We start from the raw sequence: 23,149 nt of genomic DNA, 5'->3' as shown, positions 1-23,149 counted from the left end.
GGGGGCGCGGCCGCGGTGCGCGACAATGCGGTCATGGCGGTGTCGGTGGAGTCCCGAGTGCGGTTCCGGGAGGGCGCTTGACGACCTGGACCACGACGGCCGGTGCGGCGACCCCGGGGCCGTCCGTCGTGCAGGCCTACCTGACCCGGACCGCGGCGCTGGACGCGCCGGCCGGGGGTGGGTTCGACGAACTGAGCGGACAGCCGGGCGCCCCGGCGGTCGGCTCCGGCGGTGACCCGACGCCGGCACCCGGCTGGAGCCGGGTGGCCGAGGCGGCCGACCGGCTCGGCCCCGCGGGCCTGCGGCAGGCGGCCGAGGTGGTCGAGCGGCTGCTGGAGGACGACGGCGTCACCTACACGCCGTTGCCGCCGCTGAGCCGGCGCGGCCTGGACGATCCTGGCAGCCCCGACGCCGCGGGCGACGTCGCGGCCGGACGGCAGCGGGCGTCCCAGCCGGCCCGGTGGCGGCTCGACCCGCTGCCCCTGGTGCTGGACGCGGCCGACTGGGCGGTGCTGCAGCCGGGCCTGGCCCAGCGGGCCCGGGTGCTGAACGCGCTGCTGGCCGACCTGTACGGGCGGCGGCGGGTGCTGGCCGATGGGCTGCTGCCGCCGGAGCTGGTGTTCGGGCACGACGGGTACGTACGCGCGGCTCACGGCATCACCGTCCCCGGCCCACACCAGCTGGTGTTCTGCGCGGCCGACGTGTGCCGCGCCCCCGACGGCTCGTTCCAGGTGCTGGGCGACCGCACCCAGGCACCGTCCGGGTCGGGCTACGCGATGGCCGGCCGGCGGGTGCTCGACCGGGCGTTGCCGGATCTGGTCCGCCAGGACGCCCCGCGGGGGCTGTCGTCCTGGTTCTCCACGGTGCGCCTGGCGCTGACCGCGGTGGCCCCCACCTCGGTGGAGGACCCGCGGATCGTGGTGCTCAGTCCGGGCACGCACTCCGAGACGGCGTTCGACCAGGCGTTCCTGGCTTCCGAGCTGGGCGTGCCGCTGGTGGAGAGCGCCGATCTGTTGGTCCGCGGCGGGCGGCTGTGGATGCGCTCGATGGGCCGGCTGGAACCGGTGGACGTGGTCGTCCGCCGGGTGGACGCGGGCTTCTCCGACCCGCTCGAGCTGCGTCCCGACTCGCAGCTCGGGGTGGTCGGGCTGACCGAGGCGTGCCGGCGTGGCGCGGTCACCGTGGTCAACACGCTGGGCAGCGGGGTGCTGGAGAACCCGGGTCTGCTGCCGTTCCTGCCCCGGCTGGCCGAGGCCCTGCTCGACGAACCGCTGAGCCTGCCGTCGGTGCCGACGTTCTGGTGCGGCGAGCCGACGGCGCTGGACCATGTCGTGGCGCACCTGGACACGATGCTGCTCCGTCCGGTGGGCCGGGGCCGCAGCATCGCCCCGGACGCGCTGTCCCGCACCGATCGGGAACGGTTGGTGCGGCGGCTGCGGGCCGAGCCGCGGCGGTGGGTGGGCCAGCTGCGGGTGCCGCCGTCCGAGGCACCGATCGTGGTGCCGGACAGCGGCGCGACGGCGACCCTGGCCGCCGCGGCGATCGGGCTCCGCTTCTTCTCGGTGGCCTCCGGCACGGCCGACGACAGCTACACGACCATGCCCGGCGGTCTGGGCAGTGCGCTGCTGCACGCACCGCCGGCCGTGCCGACCCGCGCGCGGGTGACCGGCGGTGCTCCGGCGGCCACTCCGGCGGGCACTCCGTCCGGTCCGGTCACCGGGCCCACCACCGTGCTCGGCGGGCTGGTCGAGGCGCTGGAGTCGGTGCGGTCCGCCACCGGGGTGGCCAAGGACGTCTGGGTGCGCAGCGCCCGCACCGACCACCGCCCCCACCTGACCGAGCGGTGGGCCGAGCGGCTGTCGCCGTCGGGGCGGGACGAGCCGCCGCTGGTCGAACCGCTGCGCCCGGAGGCGCTGGCACCGCCCCGGGTGCTTGAGGACCTGTTCTGGCTGGGCCGGTACGCCGAGCGCACCGAGGACCTCGTCCGGCTGCTCACCGCCACTGCCGACCGGGCCCAGGAGATCCGGGACGTGGCCGGCGAGACCGGCGCCGCCGACCCGGCCGACCCGACCGGCGGGGTGCTGTCGGTGCTGGCGTCCGCGCTGGCCGGCATCACCGGGCTGCCGGCCCCGGCGGCCGGGGCCGATCCGGACCCGTGGTTCCGCACGCTGCTGCTGGACGGGACGCGCGACGGGACGGTCGCGCACTCGCTGGCGGGCCTGCGCAGCGCCGCCCGGGCCGTGCGTGACCAACTCTCGGGCGACACCTGGGCCGTGCTGGGCGGCGCCGACCGGGCGCTGGCCGCGCTGGCCGGCCCCGCCGCCGCCGACCGGGACGCGGCGGGCGTGCTGCGCTCGACGGGGGAGCAGGTGCTCGTCGCGATGCTGGCCCTGACCGGCCTGGCCGCCGAGAACATGGTCCGCGATCCCGGGTGGTGGTTCCTGGACCTCGGGCGACGGCTGGAACGCAGCCTGCAGCTGACCGCGCTGCTGGGCGCGACGCTGGTGACCGGCCGGTCCCCGGCGGCGACCGCAGCGCTGGCCGAGTCGGTGCTCACCGCGGCCGAGTCCGTGGTCACCCACCGCCGCCGGTACCGCGGGCACGTCCGGGTCGGCACCGTGGTGCAGATGCTGCTGCTCGACCCGGGCAATCCGCGATCGCTGGTGTTCCAGATCGGTCAGGCGCTCATCGACCTGCGGGAGCTGCCCGGCTCGGCATCGACCTCGCGCCCCTCCCGGCTGCTGGAGGAGGTGCAGGCGACGCTGCGCCGCAGCCGCCCGGCCGACCTGGACGCCGTCGGCCCGGACGGCACCCGCGCCGCGCTGGGCGAGCTGCTCGACGCCACCCACCGGAGTCTGCGAACGGCCGCCGATGCTGTTGCCGCGCAATGGTTCTGGCGGCAGCGGCCGATGCGGTCGATCGACGTGCTGGGCCCGGCGGCGGGGACGGCCCGGTGATCACCCGCGCCTACGAGATCGTGCACCGCACCCGGTACGACTACTCCGACGACGTGTCGGTGTCCTTCGGCCGGGGCGTGCTGCGGCCCCGGGACCTGCCGGGGCAACGCTGCCTGCGGCACCAGGTCACCGTCGATCCGGTGCCGGCCGACCGCTCGGACCCGGTCGACGTCTACGGCAACACCGGGTTGTACTTCTCGGTCACCCAGGCGCACCGCCGCCTGGAGGTGACCGGGCGGTCGCTGGTCGTGGTCCAGCCGCCGCCGCTCCCGCCGGGTGCGGCGCGGGCCTGGGAGTCGGCGCGTCCGGCCGGGAGCTGGCCGGACGGCGGCGTGGTCGATCCACTGGCCGTCGAGTTCAGCCTGCCGTCGCCGATGGTGACGCTGGACGGTCCGGCCGACGATGCGGTCCGGGACTTCGCGGCGGCGTCGTTCCGGCCCGGCCGTCCGCTGGCCGAGGCCGTGCTGGACCTGACCACCCGCATCCACCGGGAGTTCGCGTACCGGTCGGGCGCCACCACGGTGCGCAGCACGGTGGCCGAGGTGCTGCAGGCCAGGGCCGGCGTGTGCCAGGACTTCGCCCACCTCGCGGTGGCCTGCCTGCGTTCGGTCGGCCTGGCCGGCCGGTACGTGTCGGGCTACCTGGCCACGGACCCGCCGCCGGGCCGGGAGCGCATGGTCGGCGTGGATGCCAGTCACGCCTGGGCCGCCGTCGCGGCGCCGGGAACGAGCCCGGACGCGGCGCCGGGCTCAGCCCCGGAGCAGGGCACCGCCTGGTTGGCCTTCGACCCCACCAACGGCGGGCTGGTCGACGAGCGCTACGCCACCGTCGCCTGGGGCCGGGACTACGCCGACGTGACGCCGTTGCGAGGGGTCATCTTCACCGAGGCGCGGTCCTCTGAGCTGACCGTGTCGGTCGACGTGGCGCCGGTCCCGGTGCCCGAGGAGCTCGAGGTCTGACCCCGGCCGGCGCGGTCGGGCCGGGGCACGATCGGGCTAGGCTGTGGCGCCCGTCCGGTGGGCCCGGCGAGCCGGGTCCGGAGCCCGCCCCGCGCCACCCGAGGACCGCCATCCATGCGTGATTTCGCCTGCCCGAACGACGGTCAGCAGTTGGCCTTCGAGAACTCCCACTGTCTCGGCTGCGACAACGAGATCGGGTTCGACCTGTTGTCGCGCGAGTTCAAGATCCTGGACGCGGACGGCACCACGGCCGGAGCCGGTGATCGGGCGCCCGGTAGCCCGGAACCGCTGCGGCTGGACGACTCCAGGAGCGCCGGCCCGGTGCTGCAGCGGTGCGCCAACCAACTCATCGCCCGGTGCAACTGGCTGGTCCCGGTCCTGGAGAACGAGGCCGGAGATCCCGCACTGTGCCGGTCCTGTTCGCTCACCCGGACCCGCCCGGCCGACGGGGATCCGCTGTTGCCGCAGTTCGCCGACGCCGAGGCGGCCAAGCGCCGGCTGGTGCTGGAGCTGGTCGAGCTGGGCCTGCCGATCACCGACCGGGTGGCCGACCCCGAGCGTGGCCTGGCCTTCGACCTGCTGTCCTCCTCGCAGGAGCACGTGATCACCGGGCACGCCGACGGGGTGATCACCCTGGACCTGGCCGAGGGCGACGACGTGCACCGTGAGCAGCTGCGGGTGTCGATGGACGAGCCGTACCGCACGCTGCTGGGGCACTTCCGGCACGAGACCGGGCACTACTACTTCTTCGTGCTGGCCGAGACCGGCCCGGCCCGGCAGGAGTTCGCGCGGCTGTTCGGCGACGCCGACGCCGACTACCAGGCCGCGCTGGACCGGCACTACAGCCAGGGTCCGCCGGCTGGCTGGGAGTCCGACCACGTGTCCTCGTACGCCACCATGCACCCGGCCGAGGACTGGGCCGAGACCTTCGCGCACTACCTGCACATCCGCGACACCCTCGACACCGCGGCCGCCTTCGGCTTCGCCCCGGCCGGTGCCACCGCCGATCGGCCGCTGGCCGGGGACGCCGGCTTCGACCGCATCATCGACCTGTGGCTGCCGCTGGCCTGGTCGCTGAACATGATCAACCGGTCGATGGGGCACGCGGACCTGTATCCGTTCGTGCTGCCGCCCAGGGTGCTGGAGAAGATGCGGCTGATCCACCGCCTGGTCGCGGCCGCCTGATCGCCCGCCTGATCGCCCGCCTGATCGTCCGGTGCCGGGTCACTCCGTCATGACGGAGACCCGGCCCGCTGGTCGAGCCGCATGGTGCGGGCCTGGGCGACCAGGGCGTCGACCAGCTCCCGCACCACCGGGCGGCGCAGCACCTCGGGCGCGGCGACCAGCCAGTAGTCGGCGGTGAAATCGAGCTCGTCGGGCAGCAGCCGGACCAGGTCGTCATGGCGATCGGCGACGTAGCAGGGGAGCACCCCGACGCCGGCGCCGGCCCGGGTCGCCTCCACGTGCACGAACACGTTGGTCGCGCCGATGGCGCTGCGCACGGCCGGCATGGCCTGCCGGGGCCGGTCCAGCAGATCCACCTCCAGCAGCGAGGTGACGTAGTAGACCAGGGGGGCGCCGTCGAGATCGGCCAGCGCGGATGGGATCCCGCCCGTCTCGGCCAGGTAGGCGCGGGACGCGTAGACGCCCAGGTGGTAGTCGGACAGGTGGATGGCCTCGGCCCGGTGGGCGGCCGGCCGGCCGACCACCACCTCCAGGTCGAGGCCCACCCGGTGCTGTTGGGCCCGGCGGGCGACGTTGATCATCTCCACCTGGATGCCGGGGTGGCGGCGGCGCAACCGGGCCATGGCCCCGCCGACGACCAGGCCGCCGAAGGCGTCCGGGCTGATCATCCGGACCACCCCGGTCAGCGCCGGGTACTCGCCGCGGATGCCGGTGGCCAGGTGCACGGCCGCCTCGATCGCCTCGGCGTGCGCGACGAGTCGCCGGCCGACCTCGCTGGGCTGCCACCCGGACGACGACCGCACCAGTAGCTTGCCCATCCGCATGTCGCGTTCCAGCGCGGTCAGCCGGCGGGCCACGGTGGTGTGGTTGATGCCCAGCTGGGTCGCCGCCGTGGTCAGCCGGCCGGACCGGGCCACCGCCAGGAACACGAGCAGGTCGTCCGGTGACGGGTGGGGCACCGGATGAGGGGGAACCGGGACGGGCGGCGAGGGCGTCGCGGCGCCGTCGGTCGGCGCAACGTCCGGACCGCCACCCACGGTTCCCGGATCCGGACGACGGACGGGATCGTTCGGGTGATCGACACTGGTCACATCTGCACGATTGCACACCGGGGCTGCGATTCCGCGACTTGAATGGCGCGTTCCTGCAGAGTTCACTGTCGCGGTGCGACCCACGCCACACCGGCGGGTCGGGCCCCCTCCAGCACTGACCCAGTGCTGACGACACCGCAACGACGCACCAGAAGGACACCGGTGACCCAGAACAGAGATGTTCCGCAGAGCGCGGGGAGCGCTCCGGTCGGCGGCAGTGCCGCACCCGCGGCCTCCGCCCCGCACCCCACCGACAACAAGGGACTGCGCCGCGTCGTTGCGGCCTCCATGGCCGGCACGGTCGTCGAGTGGTACGAGTTCTTCCTGTACGCCACCGCCGCGACGCTGGTGTTCGGGCAGATCTTCTTCGTCAACACGGGGAACCCGCTGGACGGCATCATCAAGGCGTTCGTCACCTACGCGGTGGGCTTCGTGGCGCGGCCCATCGGTGGCATCGTCTTCGGTCACTTCGGCGACAAGTACGGGCGCAAGCACCTGCTGCAGGTCGCGATCATCCTGGTCGGCGTCACCACCTTCCTGATGGGCTGCCTGCCCACCTTCAACCAGGTCGGGTACTGGGCGCCCGCACTGCTGGTCATCCTGCGCTTCCTGCAGGGCTTCGCGGTCGGTGGCGAGTGGGGCGGCGCCGTCCTGCTGGTGGCCGAGCACTCGCCGAGCAAGTCGCGCGGCTTCTGGGCCAGCTTCCCGCAGGCCGCGGTGCCGCTGGGCAACCTGCTGGCCACCGTCGTGCTGCTGATCCTGTCGTCCACGCTCTCCGACGCCGACTTCCTCGGCTGGGGCTGGCGCATCGGCTTCTGGCTGTCCGCGGTCATCGTGGGCGTCGGCTACTACATCCGCACCAAGATCAGCGACGCGCCCATCTTCCAGGAGATGCAGCAGGAGCTGGAGCAGGACAAGTCCGAGGCGTACGGCGTGAAGGAGGTGTTCAAGCGCTACCCGCGTGGCGTCTTCACCGCCATGGGCCTGCGGTTCGGCGAGAACGTCCTCTACTACATGGTCGTCACCTTCTCGATCACCTACCTGCGTGAGCACGTGGAGACGAGCACCTCGACGATCCTGTACCTGATGCTGATCGCGCACGTCGTGCACGCCATCGCCATCCCGCTCATCGGCCGGGCCAGCGACCGGGTCGGCCGCAAGCCGGTCTACGCGCTCGGTGCCGCCCTCGGCATCGGCTGGGGCTTCGTCGCCTTCCCGCTGTTCGACACCGGCAACGACTTCCTGGTCCTGATGGCGGTCATCCTCGGCCTGCTCATCCAGGGTCTGATGTACGCCAGCCAGCCGGCGATCATGTCCGAGATGTTCCCGACCCGGATGCGCTACTCCGGTGTCTCCCTGGGGTACCAGGTCACCTCGATCGTCGCCGGATCGCTGGCCCCGATCATCGCCACCTGGCTGCTGAACGAGACCGGCTCGTCCGTGCCGATCAGCGTCTACATCGCGATCACCTGCGTCATCACCCTGGTCGCCGTGGTCAGCCTGCGCGAGACCAAGGGCATCGACCTCGAGTCGATCGACGCCGAGGACCGCCGCCGGCTCGCCGAGGAACGCGCGGCCCGCGTCTGACGCTCCGGTTCCGCAGCACCACACGGCCGGCCGGGACGACACCATCCGTCCCGGCCGGCCGTTGCTCACTGGTTCCACCTCACGAGGAGTCTTCAGTTCATGGCAGTGATCGGCTGGATCGGGCTCGGCAACATGGGTCGCCCGATGACCACGCACCTGCTCGCGGCCGGGCACCGGGTGCAGGGCTTCGACGTCTCCCCGGACGCGGTCGCCGCGGCGGCCCGGCACGGTGTCGAGCCGGCCGGGTCGGTGGCCGAGGCCGTGGCCGGGGCCGACCTGGTCGTCACCATGCTGCCCAAGGGTGAGCACGTGCTCTCGGTGTTCACCGGGCCGGACGGGGTGCTGGCCAACGCGCCGGCCGGCGCGGTGCTGGTCGATTCCTCGACCATCGACGTGGCCACCGCGGGGCAGCTGCACCAGCTGGCCGCCGAGGCCGGGTTCGGGTTCGTGGACGCGCCGGTCTCCGGCGGCATCAGCGGCGCGGCCGCCGGCACGCTGTCGTTCATGGTCGGCGGCGACGCCGACGTGGTGGCCGGGGTGGTGCCGCTGCTCGAGCCGATGGCCGGGGCCGTGGTGCCCACCGGCGGCCCGACCACCGGGCAGGCGGCCAAGATCGTCAACAACATGATGTGCCTGGTGAACCTGGTCGGCCTGGCCGAGGGCTCCCAGCTGGCCGACCGGCTCGGCCTCGACCACCAGGTGTTCCAGCGCATCGTCACCGCGTCCAGCGGCGACTCGTGGGCGGCCCGGACCTGGTACCCGGTGCCGGGCGTGGTGCCGACGGCCGCGGCCAACAACGGTTTCGCCGCCGGGTTCTCGGCCGCGCTGGCGAACAAGGACATCAACCTGGCGCTGGCCGCCGGCGAGACCACCGGGGTGCCGCTGCGCGGGGCCGGGGTCGCCGCCGAGCTGCTCGGCCGGGCGGTCGCCGACGGGCTCGGCGACCTGGACTGCACCATCGTGACCAGGTACGCGAACCCGGACGGCGAGCTGGCCGGCTGGAAGACTGCCTGAGCAGCGCGAGATCATTTCCTGACGCGAACGATCTGATCGGACCGGCCGCACGCCGATGTGCGGACCGGAACCACGGGCCGGGGACGGGAATCCCACGGAACGGTGTGCCACCGGCCCCCAGCACGAGGAGACGAGCATGACCAGCACCCCGACCGCGACCTCCGGCTCCACAGCCAGCAGTCCGGCCGCCATCGACCCGACCGGGGCCGCGCCCGTGCCCGACCGCCCGATGCTGATCGGCGGCGAGTGGGTCCCCTCGCTGAGCGGCGAGTGGGCCGACGTGGTCTCGCCCGGTCGGCGCGGCGTCGTCCTGGCCCGGGTGCCCGAGGGCACCGAGGCCGACGCCGACCGGGCGGTGCAGGCCGCGCAGGCCGCGTTCCCGGCCTGGGCCAAGCTGCACTTCTCGCAGCGGCAGAAGGCGCTGCTGAAGATCGCCGACGCGCTCGAGGCGCGGGTCGAGGACCTGGCCGTGCTCACCGCCGCCGACACCGGCAACGCGCTGCGCACCCAGGCCCGGCCGGAGGCGAACACCCTGGTCAACCTGTTCCGCTACTTCGGTGGCGTGGCCGGCGAGTTCAAGGGCACCGTGCTGCCGGCCGGCGACGACCAGCTGCAGTACACCCGGCGCGAGCCGCTGGGCGTGGTGGCCGGCATCCTGCCGTGGAACTCGCCGCTGATGATCGCGGGCATGAAGACCCCGGCCGCGCTGGCCGCGGGCAACACCCTGGTACTCAAGACGGCCGAGGACGCGCCGCTGACCATCCTGCTGCTGGCCGAGATCTGCAACGAGTTCCTGCCGCCGGGCGTGCTGAACGTGGTCACCGGCCGCGGTCACGTCATCGGCGAGGCGCTGGTGACGCACCCGGGCGTGCACAAGGTGTCGTTCACCGGGTCGACCCGCGTCGGCATCGGCGTGGGGGAGAAGGCGGCCAAGCGGCTGGCCCACGTGTCGCTGGAGCTGGGCGGCAAGAGCCCGAACATCGTCTTCCCGGACGCCTGCACGTCCGAGCTGATCGACGAGACCGCCACCGGTGTGCTCACCGCGATGCGGTTCACCCGGCAGGGGCAGTCCTGCACGGCCGGTTCGCGGCTGTTCGTGCACGCGGACGTCTACGACGCGTTCCTGGAGAAGCTGACCGAGAAGGTGCGCGCGCTCAAGGTCGGTGACCCGCTGGACGAGGCCACCGACATGGGCTCGATCATCAACCAGAAGCAGTACGACCAGGTCGTCAACTACATCAAGGACGGCAAGTCGCAGCCGAACGTGCGGGTGCTGCTGGACGGCGAGGACTTCACCGCCGACGACCTGGACGGCTTCTACCAGGGGCCGACCATCCTGGCCGGGGTGGGCAACGACTGGCGGGTGGCCCAGGAGGAGATCTTCGGGCCGGTGCTGGTGGCCATCCCGTGGACCGATCGCGACGACGTGATCGCCATGGCCAACGACTCCACCTACGGCCTGGCCGCCTACGTCTGGTCGCAGGACCTGACCGCGGCGCTGGACACCGCGAACCGGATCGAGTCCGGCTGGGTCCAGGTCAACCAGGGCGGCGGCCAGGTCATCGGCCAGGCCTACGGCGGCTACAAGATGTCCGGCATCGGCCGCGAGTTCTCCATCGAGGGCGCCATCGAGGCGTTCACCCAGACCAAGCAGATCAACGTCAAGCTCAACGTCTGATCCTGCGTCCAGCTCGAACGGGCCGGTCCCTCACGAGGGGACCGGCCCGTTCGGCATTGCCGGGCCGGCGTCGACCGGTGCTGCGTGTGTTCCGGTTGGCGGCCGGTCCGTGCGGGCACAGATCCGGCATGAGCCAGCCGCCGGATCCGACCCCCTTCACCGACCTCGAGCCGATCGAGATCGAGCCCGTGGACATCGCCGGGCATCCCGCCTGGTTGCACCGTCTGCCGGATGGTCGGACGATCATCTCGTTCGGCGAGATGTTCGCCGAAGAGCATCGATCACCGATCCGCGAAGCGGTCCTCGTGCCGGACCGCATCGACGACCGAGCCACTCGACAGCGCTACGGCGAGCTTCGCGAACGCATCGTGAGCGGGCTGGATCCTGACGAGGCCTGGTGGATGCTGGGCGATGACCTCAACGTCCGCGACGGTGACGTCGAGCTGCTGCTGAGCCGGCTGGCCGAGGTGCTCACCGAACTGGGCCGACCCGCCGTTCCATGATCAACATGCGGGCTCCGCGGTGTCGGGTGACCATGTGGCCGAACGGGCTGCCGGTACCCCAGCGCAAGGAGGCGCAGTGACCAACAAGATCTTCAAAGGTGACAACCCGTCCAACGACACCAGCCACGAGTACTCGGCCCAGATGAAGCAGGACGCAGGTCAGTTCTGGGGCGAGTGCTCGTGTGGCGCCTCGAGCCGCAGGAGCGACGAGGACCACGCGAACACCTGGGTGACGAACCACGGCAAACGGCACGTCGCCGTCTGATCACCCTGCGCGCAGTGGAGCAGCCCGGTCCGGTCAGGACCGGGCTGCTCCGTTCTGTGCGGCATCAGGGGCCGGCTCACCCCAGCGGGGGATGCCCGGCAGATCAAGTCCGAAGTGGTCCAGCGTCCGCGCGACGGTGTGGTCGATGATGTCGTCCAGCGTCTGCGGACGGGTGTAGAACGCCGGCACCGGCGGCATGATGATCACTCCCGCCTCGGCCGCCTCGCTCATGATGCGCAGATGCCCGCGGTGCAGCGGGGTCTCCCGCAGCAGCGCGACGACCGGACGCCGCTCCTTGAGACAGACGTCCGCGGCGCGGACCATCAGCGTGTCGTCGTAGCTGTTGGCGATCCCGGACAGCGTCTTGATGCTGCACGGCGCGAGCACCATGCCCGCCACCCGGAACGAGCCGCTGGCGATGGCCGCCGTCATGTCGGCGTTGTCGTATCGGACGTCGGCCAGCGCGGCGACCTCCGTCACCGTCCGGTCCGTCTCCATGGTGATCGTGGCGCGGCCGGACCGGCTGACCAGCAGGTGACTCTCGGCCAGCCCGTACCGGCGCAGCACCTCCAGCAGGCGGATCCCGTACACGGCACCAGAGGCTCCCGAGATGCCCACGATCAGGCGGGGGAGCGCGGGCGTGCCGGTCATGCCGAGCCCCGCCGGTCGAGCCGGACCAGGGTCGCGGCCAGGGCGTGCACACCGCGGCCGAGGTCGGCCAGGTCCGTCCACTCCTCGGGGCAGTGGCTGCGCCCGTCGCGCGACGGCACGAAGATCATCCCGGTCGGCGCCATCGCGGCGATGTGGGCGCTGTCGTGACCGGCGCCGCTGGGCATGGCCCGCCAGCTGTACCCGAGGTGGTCGGCGGTGACGGCGATGACGTCCTGCATCGACGGGGCGGTGGGCACCGGATCCTGGTCGTTGAGCCAGTCCAGGTCCAGCTCGAGCCGACGGTGCTCGGCGATCAGCTTGAACTGTTCCACGACGTCGCGCCGCGCGGTTCCCAGCCAGCCGGGGTCCGGACTGCGCAGCTCGGTCCACAACCGGGCCAGGGACGGCACCACGTTGAGCGCACCGGGCTCCACCTCGAGCCGGCCGACGGTGCTCACTGCCGCTCCGGTGGCCTGCTCGCCCGCGCAGCCGATCTGTTCGACGGCCAGGACCGCCTCGGCCGCCGCCACCAGGGCGTCCTTGCGATCGGCCATGGCCGCCGTGCCGGCGTGGTCGGCCCGCCCCAGGAAGGTGGCGATGACCCGCTCGATGCCGGCGATCGCCGTGACCACCCCGATCTGGGTACCGACCCGTTCCAGCACCGGGCCCTGCTCGATGTGCAGCTCGACGAAGGCGCTGATCCGGCCGGGCGCCCAGGCCATGTCCATCACCGTGCTCGGGTCCATGCCCCGCTGCTGCAGCGCCGAGCCGAGGCTCAGCCCATCGTCGCGCTCGTGGTCCAGGTAGTCCCGGGAGACGGTGCCGGCGATGGCTCGGCTCCCGATGCAGCTCACGCCGAACTCGTTGGGTTCCTCCCCGAGGAAGTCGATGACCATCAGGTCGGAGTCCAGGCGGGTGTCGGTCTCCCGCAGCCGGTGCACCACCTCGAGTGCCCCGACCACCCCGGCCACCCCGTCGAAGCGCCCGCCGTTGGCCACCGTGTCGGTGTGCGACCCGGTGGCCAGGGCCGGCCCGGACCCGCGCCGGCCCGGCAGCACACCGATGGTGTTGCCGGCCTCGTCGACGTGGACGGTCAGGCCCGCGTCCCGCATGGCGTCCCGCACCCAGGACCGGGAGGCGGTGTAGGGCTCGCTCAGGACGCGACGAGTCCACCCGCCGTGGTCCGGGTCGACGTAGCCGGCCAGCTCCTCGAGCGCACCGCCGAGCCGGTCGAGCACCGGACGGAACTGGTCGAGATCGGTTCCGGACTGCTCGGACATGGTGCTCATCCCACTTCCTGCGAGAGCAGAGACGGACCGACGCGGCGAGCTGCCGCGTCGGGGGTGCCGTTCGGGCCGGAACCCGCCGGTTCGGCGGACAGCAAGGTGCCCAGCTCGACCGCGGCGTCGCGCACCCGGCCGACGATCTCCCGGATGCGTCGTTCTCCCATCCGGACCGCCGGCCCGGCGACGCTGACGCACGCGCCGACCTCGCCGTCCCAGAACACCGGGACGCCGACCCCGACGCTGCCGGAGTCGAGTTCGGACACGGTGACCGCGAATCCGCGGGACCGGACCTCGGTGAGGTCGTTCCACACCGCCTCCGGGTCCTGGTCCTCGATCCAGCTCACCCGGGCGTCCAGGTACCGGCGGATGAACACCGGGTCCTGGAACGCGAGCAGCGGTTTGGCCGACGCGCCCTTGTGCAGCGACAGCGACACCCCGCGCCGGAACGAGAACCTCACGGCGCGGCGCGGTTCCACCAGCTCGATGCAGGTGGCGCTCCACCCGTCCCGGACGGTGAGCAGTGCGGTCTCCTGGGTCGCCGCGACCAGGTCGAACATGACCGGCCCGCAGATCGACGCCAGGCAGCGGTGCAGCGCCTCGGGCCGCAGCATCCGCAGCGCCTGCACCCCGAGGTCGAAGTGGCCCTCGTAGTCGGCCACGTACCCGCCGGTCCGCAGCGCCGTGATGTAGCGGTAGGTGGTGCTGAGCGGCAGCCCGACGGCGGCGGCGATGTCGTCGGCGGTGGTCGGACCGTTGGTGGCGATGTGCGAGAGCACGTCCAGGCCCCGGCCGAGGGTGGTCATCGTCGGTCTCCGTTCCGGTCGGCGGTCGTGCGGGCCAGCCGCCGCCCGACCTCGGCCACCACGTGGGCCGGCGGCCGGGCCCGCTCCCAGCCCTCCACCCGGTCCCCGGGGCGGGCCAGCGCGTCGTAGCCGACCTTGGTGACCGTGCCGCCGGACTCCAGCGGCTCGGACCGGTCGGTACGGGCGTCGGGCAGCAGCACCAGGTCGCGGTCGATCCGGCACCGCGAGATCCGGGCCCACTCCACGGCGATCGGGTCCCACACGTCGATGTCGGTGTCCACCACGGTCACCTGCTTCAGCATGCTCAGAGTGCCCCAGCAGGCGGCCATGACCTGCTTGGCCTGCCCGGGCCGCGGGTCCGCCACCTGCACCGCGGCGGCGAGCCGACCCGAACCGGCCTCGGTGACGGCGATCTCGCCCACGGTGGGGACCGTCCGGGCCACGGCGGCGCGCAGCCCGGCGGCGATCGGCACCGCGCCCAGGTAGGCGTGCTCCCGGTGCCAGCCCGGCAGGATCACCTGCAGCAGTGGGTCGGCGCGGGAGGTCCAGGTGGACAGCTCCGCGGTGGCCGCCGGGCCGTAGTCCTCGTACATGCCGTGGTACTCCGAGACCTCGCCCTCCACGACCGTCGCGGTCACGTCCAGGACGCCCTCCAGCACGATCTCGGCGTCCGCGGGGACCAGCAGATCGACCGTGCTGCACCGGGTCACGCGCAGCGGCTGACCCAGCAACGGCGATGCGTAGGTCAGTTCGTCCTGGCCCAGCCCGAGGTAGAGGCAGGCGGCGAGCTGGACGGCGGGGTGCGCGCCCAGCACCACCGCGATCGGCAGGCGGCCGTCCGGGGCGCGCCGGGCCATCTGGTTGAGGTGGTGGTTCGGTGCGATCCCCACCAGGGCCCGGCCGTCCGGGAGTGGCCGCACGCGGGCGAAGGAGGCGTTGCCGCGTCCGGTGATCGGGTCGCGGGCGATGATGACCCCGGCGGTCAGGTAAGGCCCCTGCTCGCGCTCGAAGAAGGTGGGAACCGGCAGGTCCGCCCAGTCCAGCGGGCCGGAGCGCTCCTGCACGGGCGCGTCGGTGACCTCGTGCAGTGCGCCGGGTGCGGCGATGGCCTCCAACAGCGCCGTCTGGATCCGGTCCCTGGGAACGCCCATCGCCGCGGCGACCCGGTCCAGGCTGCCCAGCACGTTGCCCACCACGGCCTGCACGACGGCGCCCGGATGCTCGACGTGGTCGAACCGCACCACCGGACCGGGATCCAGATGGACCAGGTACGAGGCGATCTCGAATTCCGGCGTCACCGGGTCGGTGATGGTGACGACCTGGTCGCACGCGGCCATCTCCGCCAGGAAGGTCCGCAACGAGGGCGGCTCACTGGACAACGGGCACCTCCGGGCGAGGACATGGTCCCGGCAGCGGGCCAGGACGGTGGTTCCGGCGGCGACGGTGACGACCGGACGAACGAGGGGATCCGAGCCGGCGCGAGGGGTGACGCATTCTCGATCCGCGGCCGGAACGCCGTCATTGTGCGGTGCTGATCGACGTCGCACCAGGTCCGCGGGGTCGAGCGGACCCGGTGCAGCCGCCCCGCGGGCCTGTTCAGGTCCCCCGGTCGACGTGCGGACGCACAGCGGCGGCAGTGTTTGCCCTGTTCGCAGTGCACCCACTCCCGTCGATCGAGAATGCTGTTAACGCTGTGGAACAGTTCCGGCCCGACCGGTGTCCGGCGTGCCGCGTGGGTGTTTGCATGAACCGGGACATCAGGTGCGCGTTCAGCAGCGCACCGCTCGCGATCCGTGCGAGAGCCGGATCGTGCCGGCCGATTCCCGGCCGCGCCGAGCGCTCCGACCCGCCCGCCGGGCCCCATTCATTCTCAGAAAGGCAGTTGGGCACATGAGCCTCTTCCACCTCGGCTGGTTCAACGGGGCCGGCTTCAGTCTGAACGGCTGGAACGCGCCGGGGTCCGGTGTCGGGTACGAACCCTGGCAGCCGGACCAGTTCCAGGACGCCATCCGCACGCTCGAACGGGGCGGATTCGACTTCATGATCCTCGAGGACTCGTCGATGGTCCCGGAGGCGTTCGGTGGCAATCCCGAGTTCTACCTGAACCGCGGCATCATGGCGCCGAAGCTGGACCCCGTCCCGCTCGTCCCGTACCTGGCCATGGCCACCAAGCACATCGGCATCGTGCCGACCCTGACCACCGGCTTCTACCACCCGTGGCTGCTGGCGCGGCTGATGACCACCCTCGACCACCTGACCAAGGGTCGGATCGGCTGGAACATCGTCACCGCGACCACCCAGCTCGCCTGGTCGAACTACGGTCTGCAGCAGCCCGAGCACGACATGCGGTACGACCTGGCCGACGAGTTCGTCGAGATCACCAAGCAGCTGTGGGCCTCGTTCCCGGCCAGCGCCGCCGTGTTCGACGCGGAGCGCAACATCGCCTACACGGCCAAGGACGTCAAGCCGATCAACTACGAAGGCAAGTTCTTCTCGTCGCGCGGGCCGCTCAACGCGCCGGCGGGTCCGCAGGGCACGCCGGTGCTGTTCCAGGCGGGCGGGTCGCCGCGCGGTCGGCAGTTCGCGGCCAAGAACGTCGAGGTGATCATCGCCAGCTGCACGTCCGTCGAGGACATGAAGGACTACTACCAGGACGTCAAGGAGCACGCGAGGTCGGTGGGCCGGGACCCCGACACCGTCAAGGTCATGTTCGCGACCGGGGCGATCCTGGGCAACACCGACTCGGAGGCGCAGGCGACCGCCGACACGCGGGCCCGGCACCGCGCCGCCGATCTGGACGGCCAGCTGGCCGGCATCTCCAACATCACCGGGATCGACTTCTCCAGGATCGACATCGACGCGCCGATGCCGGAGCTCACCACGAACGGCTCGCAGAGTTCGCTGCGCGAGTTCCTGTCGACCGCGAAGCCGGGTGCCACCCTGCGAGAGGTGCTGGCCTCGAAGACGAGTCCGGGCATCATGGGCTTCCCGATGATCGGGACCGTCAAGTCCGTCGCCGGCCAGATGGAGGAGATCATGCAGGAGGTCGGCGGTGACGGATTCCTGTTCGGCGCCCACATCCAGCCGGAGTACATGGCCAGCATCGTCGACCGGCTCATCCCCGAGCTGCGCCGTCGCGGTGTCGTCCGGACGGGCTACCCACACGCCACCTTCCGGGAGAACCTGCAGGAGTTCTGATCCGATGGCGATGACCGCGACCGCGCCGTCGTCGTCGTGCCTGGTACTGACATCGGCCCTCGCCGACATCGGTCCCGGCCAACCGGTTCTCAGATGGTGAGAGTCAGGTTAACCCCGCGGAACGTTCCGTCGTCAAACCTGTCGGCCGGAACGGTCCGGGCGTACGGTCGGGCCCGAGCAGGATCCGGCCGGCACCGTCGCCGCTGTCGGCCCGCTCACCGCGACGCACCGATCGCGGGCCGTCCCGCTCGGCGGCCGTGCCGACCGGCCGTCCCAGTTCGCCGAGTCGCACGGCCCGCCAGCCCGCCTCGGTCCCGCCCTCCAGGATCACCAGGAGCACCATGAGCGCATCGACGTCGACCCGTGGCCGGCGCATCATGTCCGGTCGGGCATGGCTCAAGGCCCTGCCCTGGATCGCGCTGACCGTCGGCATCGTGGGTGCCTTCGTGGTGCCGTTCGTGACGCTGGTGGTGATGGCCTTCCGCACCGCCCTGCCCGGCCTGCCGGGCGAGTGGACGCTCGACGGCATCGTCACGGCCTTCACCGAATCCGACCTGGCCAAGCCGCTGATGGACTCGATGATCTTCGCAGTGGGGTCCTCCGTCGGCGGCACGCTGCTGGCCCTGTTCTTCGTCTTCGTGGCCACCCGGACCACCACGCGGTTGCGCCGGCTGATCACGCCGATGATGGTCGTCATCCTGGCGACGCCGGTGCTGTTCTTCGCGTTGAGCTGGGCCATGCTCGGCGCGGACAACGTCGGTCTGGTCAACAAGGTCTGGAGTGCGCTGACCGGGTCCGACGAGTCGGTGTTCTCGGTGAGCTCCTGGCCGGGGCTCATCTTCGTGATGAGCATCAAGCTGTCGGCGTTCTCGTACTTCCTGCTCATCGGCCCGTCCATGGCGATGAACCGTTCGCTGGAGGAGGCGGCCGAGGTCTTCGGCGCGAGCCGGGCCGGCAGTTTCTTCCGGATCTATCTGCCGTTGCTGAGCCCGGCCATCGCGGGGTCGTTGCTCATCGGCTTCATCAGCAGCCTGCAGGCCTTCGACACGCCGCAGATCATCGGGACGCAGGCCGGCATCCGGGTGTTCTCCACCGAGATCTACGGCTACGTCACGAACTTCCCCGCCAACTACGCGGCGGCAGCCAGCCTGGCCCTGGGCATGGTGGCACTGCTGGCGTTCCTGGTCTGGGCCCAGATGAGGCTGTTGCGCGGCCGGGACTACACCACCGTGGGTGGCAAGTCGACGCGGGGGGCGGCATGGTCCTTCCCGCGGATCGGCTGGCTCTTCGACGTCGCCATCGTGCTCTTCGCGCTGCTGGCGTTCGTGCTGCCGACCGTGCAACTGGTGCTGAGTTCCTTCAACACCGTGTTCGGCCGGTACGACTCGTTCTCCTGGCGCAACTACAGCAAACTGCTGGACAGCCCGGTCACCGTCTCGGCCATCGGCAACACCGTGCTCTTCATGGTCGTCGGCGGCTTCGTCACCGTCGTCATCGGGGCGGTCATCACCGCGGCGCTGCGGGTCCGGCCCACGAGGTGGAAGCGCGCCCTGGAGGTCCCGACCTGGATCCCCTGGGCGACACCAGGTCTGGTCGGGTCGTTGGCCCTGCTCGGGACGTTGCTGGCCATCCCGGCCCTGCATCCGATCTACGGGACCGCGACGGCGATGATGATCGCCCTGGTCATCGCCAGTCTGCCCATCGCCATCCGGTTCCTGGAGAACTCGATCCTGCAGATCGACCGCCAGCTGATCGACGCCGCCCGGATCGGCGGAGCCGGCCCGGTGCGGACCTTCACCAGCATCCTCATCCCGCTGATCGCGCCGAGCTTCATCTCGGGCTGGTTCGTCACCGGCCTGGCCATCGCCGGCAACCTGGAGATTCCGTTGCTGCTGGGCAACACCAAGGTGACCACGATCTCCGGTCTGGCCTTCAAGTACTACGTGGACAGCGCCGCCCCGATGGCGGCCGCCATCTTCTGCGTCCTGTTGGTCACGGTGCTGGTGCTGTTCGCGCTCAGCGTGCTCGGGCGCCGGCTGGTGACCCGGCTGCTCGACCGTCGCACCGCCATCCGGCTCGAGTCGCCCGAGGCGGTGGTCACCGGGGCGCTCCTGCCGGTGGTCCCGCCGTCGCCCGACGAGCTGCCCGAACGCGAACCGGCGCTGAAGTGACGCCCGGATCCTGTGCCCGCCCGCGCCGTGCCCTGGCGCCGTCCCAGTCCTGCGAACGGAGACCCAGTGTCCGGCATCGTCATCCATGAACTGACCAAGCGGTACGGCGACGCCACCGTGCTCGACGCACTCGACCTGACCGTGCGCGAGGGGGAGTTCCTCACGCTGCTCGGCCCCAGCGGGTGCGGCAAGACGACCACCCTGCGCGCCATCGCCGGCCTGGAACCACCCGACGGCGGCACCATCCGGATCGGCGACACCGTGGTCACGTCGGTGGCGGACGGCATCGAGGTGCCGCCGAACAAGCGGTCGCTGGGCATGGTGTTCCAGAGCTACGCCATCTGGCCGCACATGAGCGTGTTCGACAACGTCGCCTTCCCGTTGCGGCGTCAGGGCGTCGGCGTCATCGAGGTGCGGCAGCGGGTGCTGGACTCGCTGGAGATCGTGGGGCTGGTCCACGCCGCCCGCCGGTCGGCCACCGCGCTGTCCGGTGGGCAACAGCAGCGGGTGGCACTGGCGCGGGCCATGGTCGCCGACCCCAAGGTGCTGCTCTTCGACGAGCCGTTGTCCAACCTGGACGCGCAGTTGCGCATCTCCATGCGGGACGAGATCCAGCGGGTCCGCTCGGACGGGCAGACGTCGATCTACGTCACCCACGACCAGTCCGAGGCGTTCGCGCTGTCCGACCGGATCGCCGTGATGCTCGGCGGGATCATGGTGCAGCTCGACACCCCGGCCGCGGTGATGAGCCGCCCGGTGAACGCGGAGGTGGCGCGGTTCCTCGGGGTGGAGAACCTGTTCGAGGGCACCGTCCGCGGGCTCGTACGGTCCGGGACCGGCAGCGGCAGTGTGCTGGCCGTCGACGTGCCCTCGCTGAAGACGGTGCTGTCGGCGGTGCACCCCGAGACCGTGCCGGCCGGCGCAGCGGTGACGGTGGGCATCCGGGCCGGAGCCGTGATGGTCGCGGGTGCGGGGGCACCCGGGGACGTGCCACCGAACACTTCGACCGGGCGGGTGGTCCAGTCGACGTTCCTCGGCGAGGGCGTCCAGTACCGGATGGCCGTCGGCAGCGCCCACGTGCTGGCCCGCACCTTCTCCGGCGTCGCCGCGCCGACCCTGCCGCCCGGAGCCTCGCTGTCGGTGACCCTGCCGCCGGAGGCGGTCGCGGTCTTCACCTCCTGAGCCGGCGGCGTCGGGATTCCGGCGTCCGCCCGTCCACCGCACCGGCATCCCGATCGGGTGCCGGCCCCACGCGGCGATGCGTCGCGTCCGTTCCCACCCTGGAGACCCTCATGATCCGTCCACCGCTCGTCCGAACACCGCGCACCCGATCGCCGCACCGGCGGGCCAGGACCCGAGCGGTGCTGGCGCTGTCCGGCGTCGCCCTGCTGGCCATGGCCGCCTGCGGCTCGTCCGAGCCGACCGCGGCGGCCGGGGGCACCGGCAGCGGCCCGGCCGATGCCACGGCGACCTTCGACGACGCCGCCCTGGAGGCGCTGGGCGGGCAGGAGAACGCCGAGTTCCTCGACGGTCTGTACCAGCAGGCGGTGGACGCCGGGCAGACGACGATCACCGTCTACGGCGTCACCGCGACGAGCTCCGCGTCGCTGTACGAGGCGTTCAGCGCCCGGTACCCGGAGATCACCGTCGACCACGTCACCATCTTCGGCGCCGAACTGCAGAACCGGGTCGCCAGCGAGCAGACCACCGGGCAGTACGTCGCCGACAACGTCAGCGTGTCCGGCGCGGACGCGGTGTACCTGACCGACAACGACTACCTGGCCGAGCAACAGCCGCTGCTGGCGGCCGACCTGCCCGAGGAGTACAAGCCGGCCGGGGACACGCTGTTCGGTGGGAACACCTACCTGTACACGCTCAGCTACAACACCGACGAGGTGTCCGCCGACGAGGTGCCCACCTCCTTCGAGGAGCTGCTCGACCCGAAGTGGAAGGGCCGGATCGGCATGGGTGATCCGGCGGCCGGAGCCACCGGCTTCGTCGCCGCGGCCATCCACGACGGCAAGCTGGAGGAGTCCTGGCTGGACGAGTTCAAGGCCAACGAGCCGGTCATCCTGCCGTCGGAACGCGATGTCTTCACGGCGGTCTCGACCGGCCAGATCGCGCTGGGCCTGGGCAACTACATCCGCGGCGAGGCGTTCCTGGCCGTCGACGACCTGCCGGTCGGGTTCGTGGCCAAGTTCGAGGACGGCGTCAGTGACGGCGTCTTCTATCGCGGCACGGTCAAGAACGCTCCCAACGCCATCGCCTCGGACCTGCTGACGTCCTGGTGGCTGACCCCGGAGGCGCAGACCCTCATCGCCGCGCAGGGGCAGCCGGGCCTGATGCCGGGCGCCCCGGCGGTGCCGGGTCAGCCGCCGCTGTCCGAGATCACCGTGAATCCCAGCCCGCCGTTCGCCGAGTACGCCGACTACAGCACCTGGGCCATGGACCTGTTCAAGAAGGTCTTCACCGGCTGAGCCCGAACCTGTGCACCGCCGGCGCCGCCCGGCTCCCCACCCCGGGAGCCGGGCGGCGTTGTCGCGGCGGTGAGGACCGAACCGGTCGGCCGACAGCGACGGGAGTCGGTCGAGCTGGGTCGTCCCGGCTGCATCCGCTGGGGGGCACCGATGCGGTGGCGCCGGCCGACGGCACCGGCCGACGGCACCGGCTCACTGGTGTCGGTGGGCACGAGGTTCATCGGGTCACCGCTTCCTGAGGGGTGGTGGGTTCCGGGTTCGGGGAATTGAAGCGCCGTGCGGATGGAGTCGGACTCCACCACGTTGCGGGTACCTGGCCCGGACGATGCGGACCAGGTACCCGACAACGGTCGGCGCCACCGCCAGGCTCGGCAGGACGGGACGATCCGCAGTGCTCACCGTGAAGCGCGCGATGAGCACGACACCACCGACGATGTCCGGTGTTCGTCTGGCGCCGACGCTGAGCAGGTTGACGGCGTGGTCCACCTGGCTGCCCGGCCGCCGAACGACCCAGGTGCCCAGCTCCACCGGGCCACCGGGGCGCTGATCACGAAGGCGACCAGGGCCAGAGCCGGCGACTTGCCCAGCGCGTCGAGCAGTACGCCGACGACCGGGACACCCAGCACCGGCGACGCGCTGCAGTCGGCCGGTGACGAAGCCACCGCGCCATTCCAGGTAGCGCTCCTAGACCGGTCGGTCCAGGCCGAGGTCGGTGTTCAGGGCCGCCACCTGGTCCGGCGATGCCTACGGCCCCAGGGTCGTCCGGCCGATGTCGCCGGGCAGCACCTGGGCGAGCACGACGATGCCGATCGACACCAGCACCAGGGTGACCAGTGAGTACGGCACCGGAGAGCGCAGCACGGCGCGAGACCAGGTGGCGGCTCTTCTCATTCCTTCCAGGCGCCGGACAGCTCGACGTAGGAGGAGGCGTCGGCGGGCATGCCGTGCACCGAATTCGTCATGGCGATCGCGACCTGCGGCCAGGAGGCGATGATCTGCGGCACCTCGTCCCGCACCAGGGTGGCCAGCTGGTTGGCCACGTCCGTGCGCTCGGCCTCATCGACCGTCGACTCGTACTGCTCGACCAGGGCGTCGAACTCCCGGTTGGTCCAGCGCCCGGTGTTCCACACCGCGTCCGAGGTGAACAGCGACAGGAACTGTGACGCGGTTGGTCGGGACGCCCAGCCGGTCAGCCCCAGCGGGATCTCGAGCCAGGCGGCGTCGTAGTACATCGCCGGATGGTGCAGGTCGGACTCGACCCGGAAGCCGGCCTCACCCGCCATCTGCTGCATCATCTGCGCAGCTCGTCCAAGTTGACCGGCCG

General features: G+C 71.8%; 18 protein-coding genes. 12 read left to right on the top strand and 6 right to left on the bottom strand.

Annotated elements, in window-relative coordinates:
* Positions 1-77 precede the first annotated feature (77 nt).
* From JL106_RS06910 to JL106_RS06900, 3 genes are all read left to right on the top strand, one after another.
* The gene (locus tag JL106_RS06910) at positions 78-2,957 is read left to right on the top strand and encodes a circularly permuted type 2 ATP-grasp protein (protein ID WP_205259942.1); all 2,880 of its coding nucleotides are present in this window, start codon (positions 78-80) and stop codon (positions 2,955-2,957) included.
* Complete coding sequence (locus tag JL106_RS06905; RefSeq protein WP_328841617.1) at positions 2,954-3,916, top strand: transglutaminase family protein; 963 nt, start codon at positions 2,954-2,956, stop codon at positions 3,914-3,916. The genes JL106_RS06910 and JL106_RS06905 overlap by 4 nt, the downstream gene beginning before the upstream one ends.
* Positions 3,917-4,030: 114 nt before the next feature.
* Positions 4,031-5,101, top strand: a complete 1,071-nt coding sequence (locus tag JL106_RS06900; RefSeq protein WP_205259940.1) for a zinc-binding metallopeptidase family protein — start codon at positions 4,031-4,033, stop codon at positions 5,099-5,101.
* Between the two features lie 47 nt (positions 5,102-5,148).
* On the opposite strand, the gene JL106_RS06895 is transcribed toward JL106_RS06900, so the two are convergent.
* Positions 5,149-6,060 (bottom strand): LysR family transcriptional regulator, encoded by a 912-nt coding sequence (locus JL106_RS06895; protein ID WP_205259939.1) that lies wholly within the window; start codon positions 6,058-6,060, stop codon positions 5,149-5,151.
* Positions 6,061-6,456: 396 nt separating this feature from the next.
* Here JL106_RS06895 and JL106_RS06890 point away from each other — a divergent pair, with 396 nt between their 5' ends.
* The 5 genes from JL106_RS06890 (at position 6,457) to JL106_RS06870 (ending at position 11,239) form a co-directional block, all read left to right on the top strand.
* On the top strand, positions 6,457-7,779 hold the full coding sequence (locus JL106_RS06890; protein ID WP_407940115.1) for an MFS transporter: 1,323 nt from the start codon (positions 6,457-6,459) through the stop codon (positions 7,777-7,779).
* 99 nt (positions 7,780-7,878) lie between these two features.
* Positions 7,879-8,793 (top strand): 3-hydroxyisobutyrate dehydrogenase, encoded by a 915-nt coding sequence (mmsB, locus tag JL106_RS06885; protein ID WP_205259938.1) that lies wholly within the window; start codon positions 7,879-7,881, stop codon positions 8,791-8,793.
* A gap of 229 nt (positions 8,794-9,022) precedes the next feature.
* The gene (locus tag JL106_RS06880) at positions 9,023-10,471 is read left to right on the top strand and encodes an aldehyde dehydrogenase family protein (protein WP_407940114.1); all 1,449 of its coding nucleotides are present in this window, start codon (positions 9,023-9,025) and stop codon (positions 10,469-10,471) included.
* Between the two features lie 128 nt (positions 10,472-10,599).
* Positions 10,600-10,974: a hypothetical protein gene (locus JL106_RS06875; RefSeq protein ID WP_205259936.1), complete on the top strand. Its 375-nt coding sequence runs from the start codon at positions 10,600-10,602 to the stop codon at positions 10,972-10,974.
* A 76-nt stretch (positions 10,975-11,050) separates the two neighbouring features.
* Positions 11,051-11,239 carry a hypothetical protein gene (locus JL106_RS06870; protein ID WP_205259935.1) on the top strand — a complete coding sequence of 63 codons (189 nt, stop codon included), beginning with the start codon at positions 11,051-11,053 and terminating at the stop codon, positions 11,237-11,239.
* A 33-nt stretch (positions 11,240-11,272) separates the two neighbouring features.
* Here JL106_RS06870 and JL106_RS06865 read toward each other — a convergent pair whose 3' ends face one another.
* Genes JL106_RS06865 through JL106_RS06850 form a run of 4 tightly spaced genes read right to left on the bottom strand, consistent with a single transcriptional unit; the run spans position 11,273 to position 15,358 of the window.
* Positions 11,273-11,890, bottom strand: a complete 618-nt coding sequence (locus tag JL106_RS06865; protein ID WP_205259934.1) for a UbiX family flavin prenyltransferase — start codon at positions 11,888-11,890, stop codon at positions 11,273-11,275.
* Positions 11,887-13,179 (bottom strand): M20 family metallo-hydrolase, encoded by a 1,293-nt coding sequence (locus tag JL106_RS06860; protein WP_205259933.1) that lies wholly within the window; start codon positions 13,177-13,179, stop codon positions 11,887-11,889. Before JL106_RS06860 ends, JL106_RS06865 begins: the two co-directional genes overlap by 4 nt.
* Entirely contained in the window at positions 13,176-13,979 is an 804-nt protein-coding gene (locus JL106_RS06855; protein WP_205259932.1) for an IclR family transcriptional regulator, read from the bottom strand. The genes JL106_RS06860 and JL106_RS06855 overlap by 4 nt, the downstream gene beginning before the upstream one ends.
* A complete protein-coding gene (locus JL106_RS06850; RefSeq protein WP_205259931.1) occupies positions 13,976-15,358 on the bottom strand; it encodes a UbiD family decarboxylase in 1,383 nt (460 codons plus the stop codon). Before JL106_RS06850 ends, JL106_RS06855 begins: the two co-directional genes overlap by 4 nt.
* Positions 15,359-15,869: 511 nt before the next feature.
* Between JL106_RS06850 and JL106_RS06845 the strand changes: the two genes are divergently transcribed.
* From JL106_RS06845 to JL106_RS06830, 4 genes are all read left to right on the top strand, one after another.
* Positions 15,870-17,177 (top strand): NtaA/DmoA family FMN-dependent monooxygenase, encoded by a 1,308-nt coding sequence (locus JL106_RS06845; protein ID WP_205259930.1) that lies wholly within the window; start codon positions 15,870-15,872, stop codon positions 17,175-17,177.
* A 341-nt stretch (positions 17,178-17,518) separates the two neighbouring features.
* Positions 17,519-19,348 (top strand): ABC transporter permease, encoded by a 1,830-nt coding sequence (locus JL106_RS06840; protein ID WP_205259929.1) that lies wholly within the window; start codon positions 17,519-17,521, stop codon positions 19,346-19,348.
* A 66-nt stretch (positions 19,349-19,414) separates the two neighbouring features.
* Positions 19,415-20,530, top strand: a complete 1,116-nt coding sequence (locus JL106_RS06835) for an ABC transporter ATP-binding protein (protein WP_205259928.1) — start codon at positions 19,415-19,417, stop codon at positions 20,528-20,530.
* A 179-nt stretch (positions 20,531-20,709) separates the two neighbouring features.
* Entirely contained in the window at positions 20,710-21,825 is a 1,116-nt protein-coding gene (locus tag JL106_RS06830; protein ID WP_205259927.1) for an ABC transporter substrate-binding protein, read from the top strand.
* Between the two features lie 887 nt (positions 21,826-22,712).
* On the opposite strand, the gene JL106_RS06825 is transcribed toward JL106_RS06830, so the two are convergent.
* On the bottom strand, positions 22,713-23,108 hold the full coding sequence (locus tag JL106_RS06825; protein WP_205259926.1) for a periplasmic substrate-binding domain-containing protein: 396 nt from the start codon (positions 23,106-23,108) through the stop codon (positions 22,713-22,715).
* Positions 23,109-23,149 lie beyond the last annotated feature (41 nt).

Source organism: Nakamurella leprariae, from assembly GCF_016918035.1.
Lineage (GTDB): Bacteria > Actinomycetota > Actinomycetes > Mycobacteriales > Nakamurellaceae > Nakamurella > Nakamurella leprariae.
This window is presented reverse-complemented; position numbering and strand designations above follow the sequence as displayed.

Excerpts from the sequence above, each read along its gene's own strand:
- JL106_RS06845 (WP_205259930.1), top strand. The coding sequence starts at position 15,870 with ATGAGCCTCTTCCACCTCGGCTGGTTCAACGGGGCCGGCTTCAGTCTG.
- JL106_RS06875 (WP_205259936.1), top strand. The coding sequence starts at position 10,600 with ATGAGCCAGCCGCCGGATCCGACCCCCTTCACCGACCTCGAGCCGATC.
- JL106_RS06865 (WP_205259934.1), bottom strand. The coding sequence starts at position 11,890 with ATGACCGGCACGCCCGCGCTCCCCCGCCTGATCGTGGGCATCTCGGGA.
- JL106_RS06840 (WP_205259929.1), top strand. The coding sequence starts at position 17,519 with ATGAGCGCATCGACGTCGACCCGTGGCCGGCGCATCATGTCCGGTCGG.
- JL106_RS06825 (WP_205259926.1), bottom strand. The coding sequence starts at position 23,108 with ATGGCGGGTGAGGCCGGCTTCCGGGTCGAGTCCGACCTGCACCATCCG.
- JL106_RS06900 (WP_205259940.1), top strand. The coding sequence starts at position 4,031 with ATGCGTGATTTCGCCTGCCCGAACGACGGTCAGCAGTTGGCCTTCGAG.
- mmsB (WP_205259938.1), top strand. The coding sequence starts at position 7,879 with ATGGCAGTGATCGGCTGGATCGGGCTCGGCAACATGGGTCGCCCGATG.
- JL106_RS06855 (WP_205259932.1), bottom strand. The coding sequence starts at position 13,979 with ATGACCACCCTCGGCCGGGGCCTGGACGTGCTCTCGCACATCGCCACC.
- JL106_RS06860 (WP_205259933.1), bottom strand. The coding sequence starts at position 13,179 with ATGAGCACCATGTCCGAGCAGTCCGGAACCGATCTCGACCAGTTCCGT.
- JL106_RS06880 (WP_407940114.1), top strand. The coding sequence starts at position 9,023 with ATGCTGATCGGCGGCGAGTGGGTCCCCTCGCTGAGCGGCGAGTGGGCC.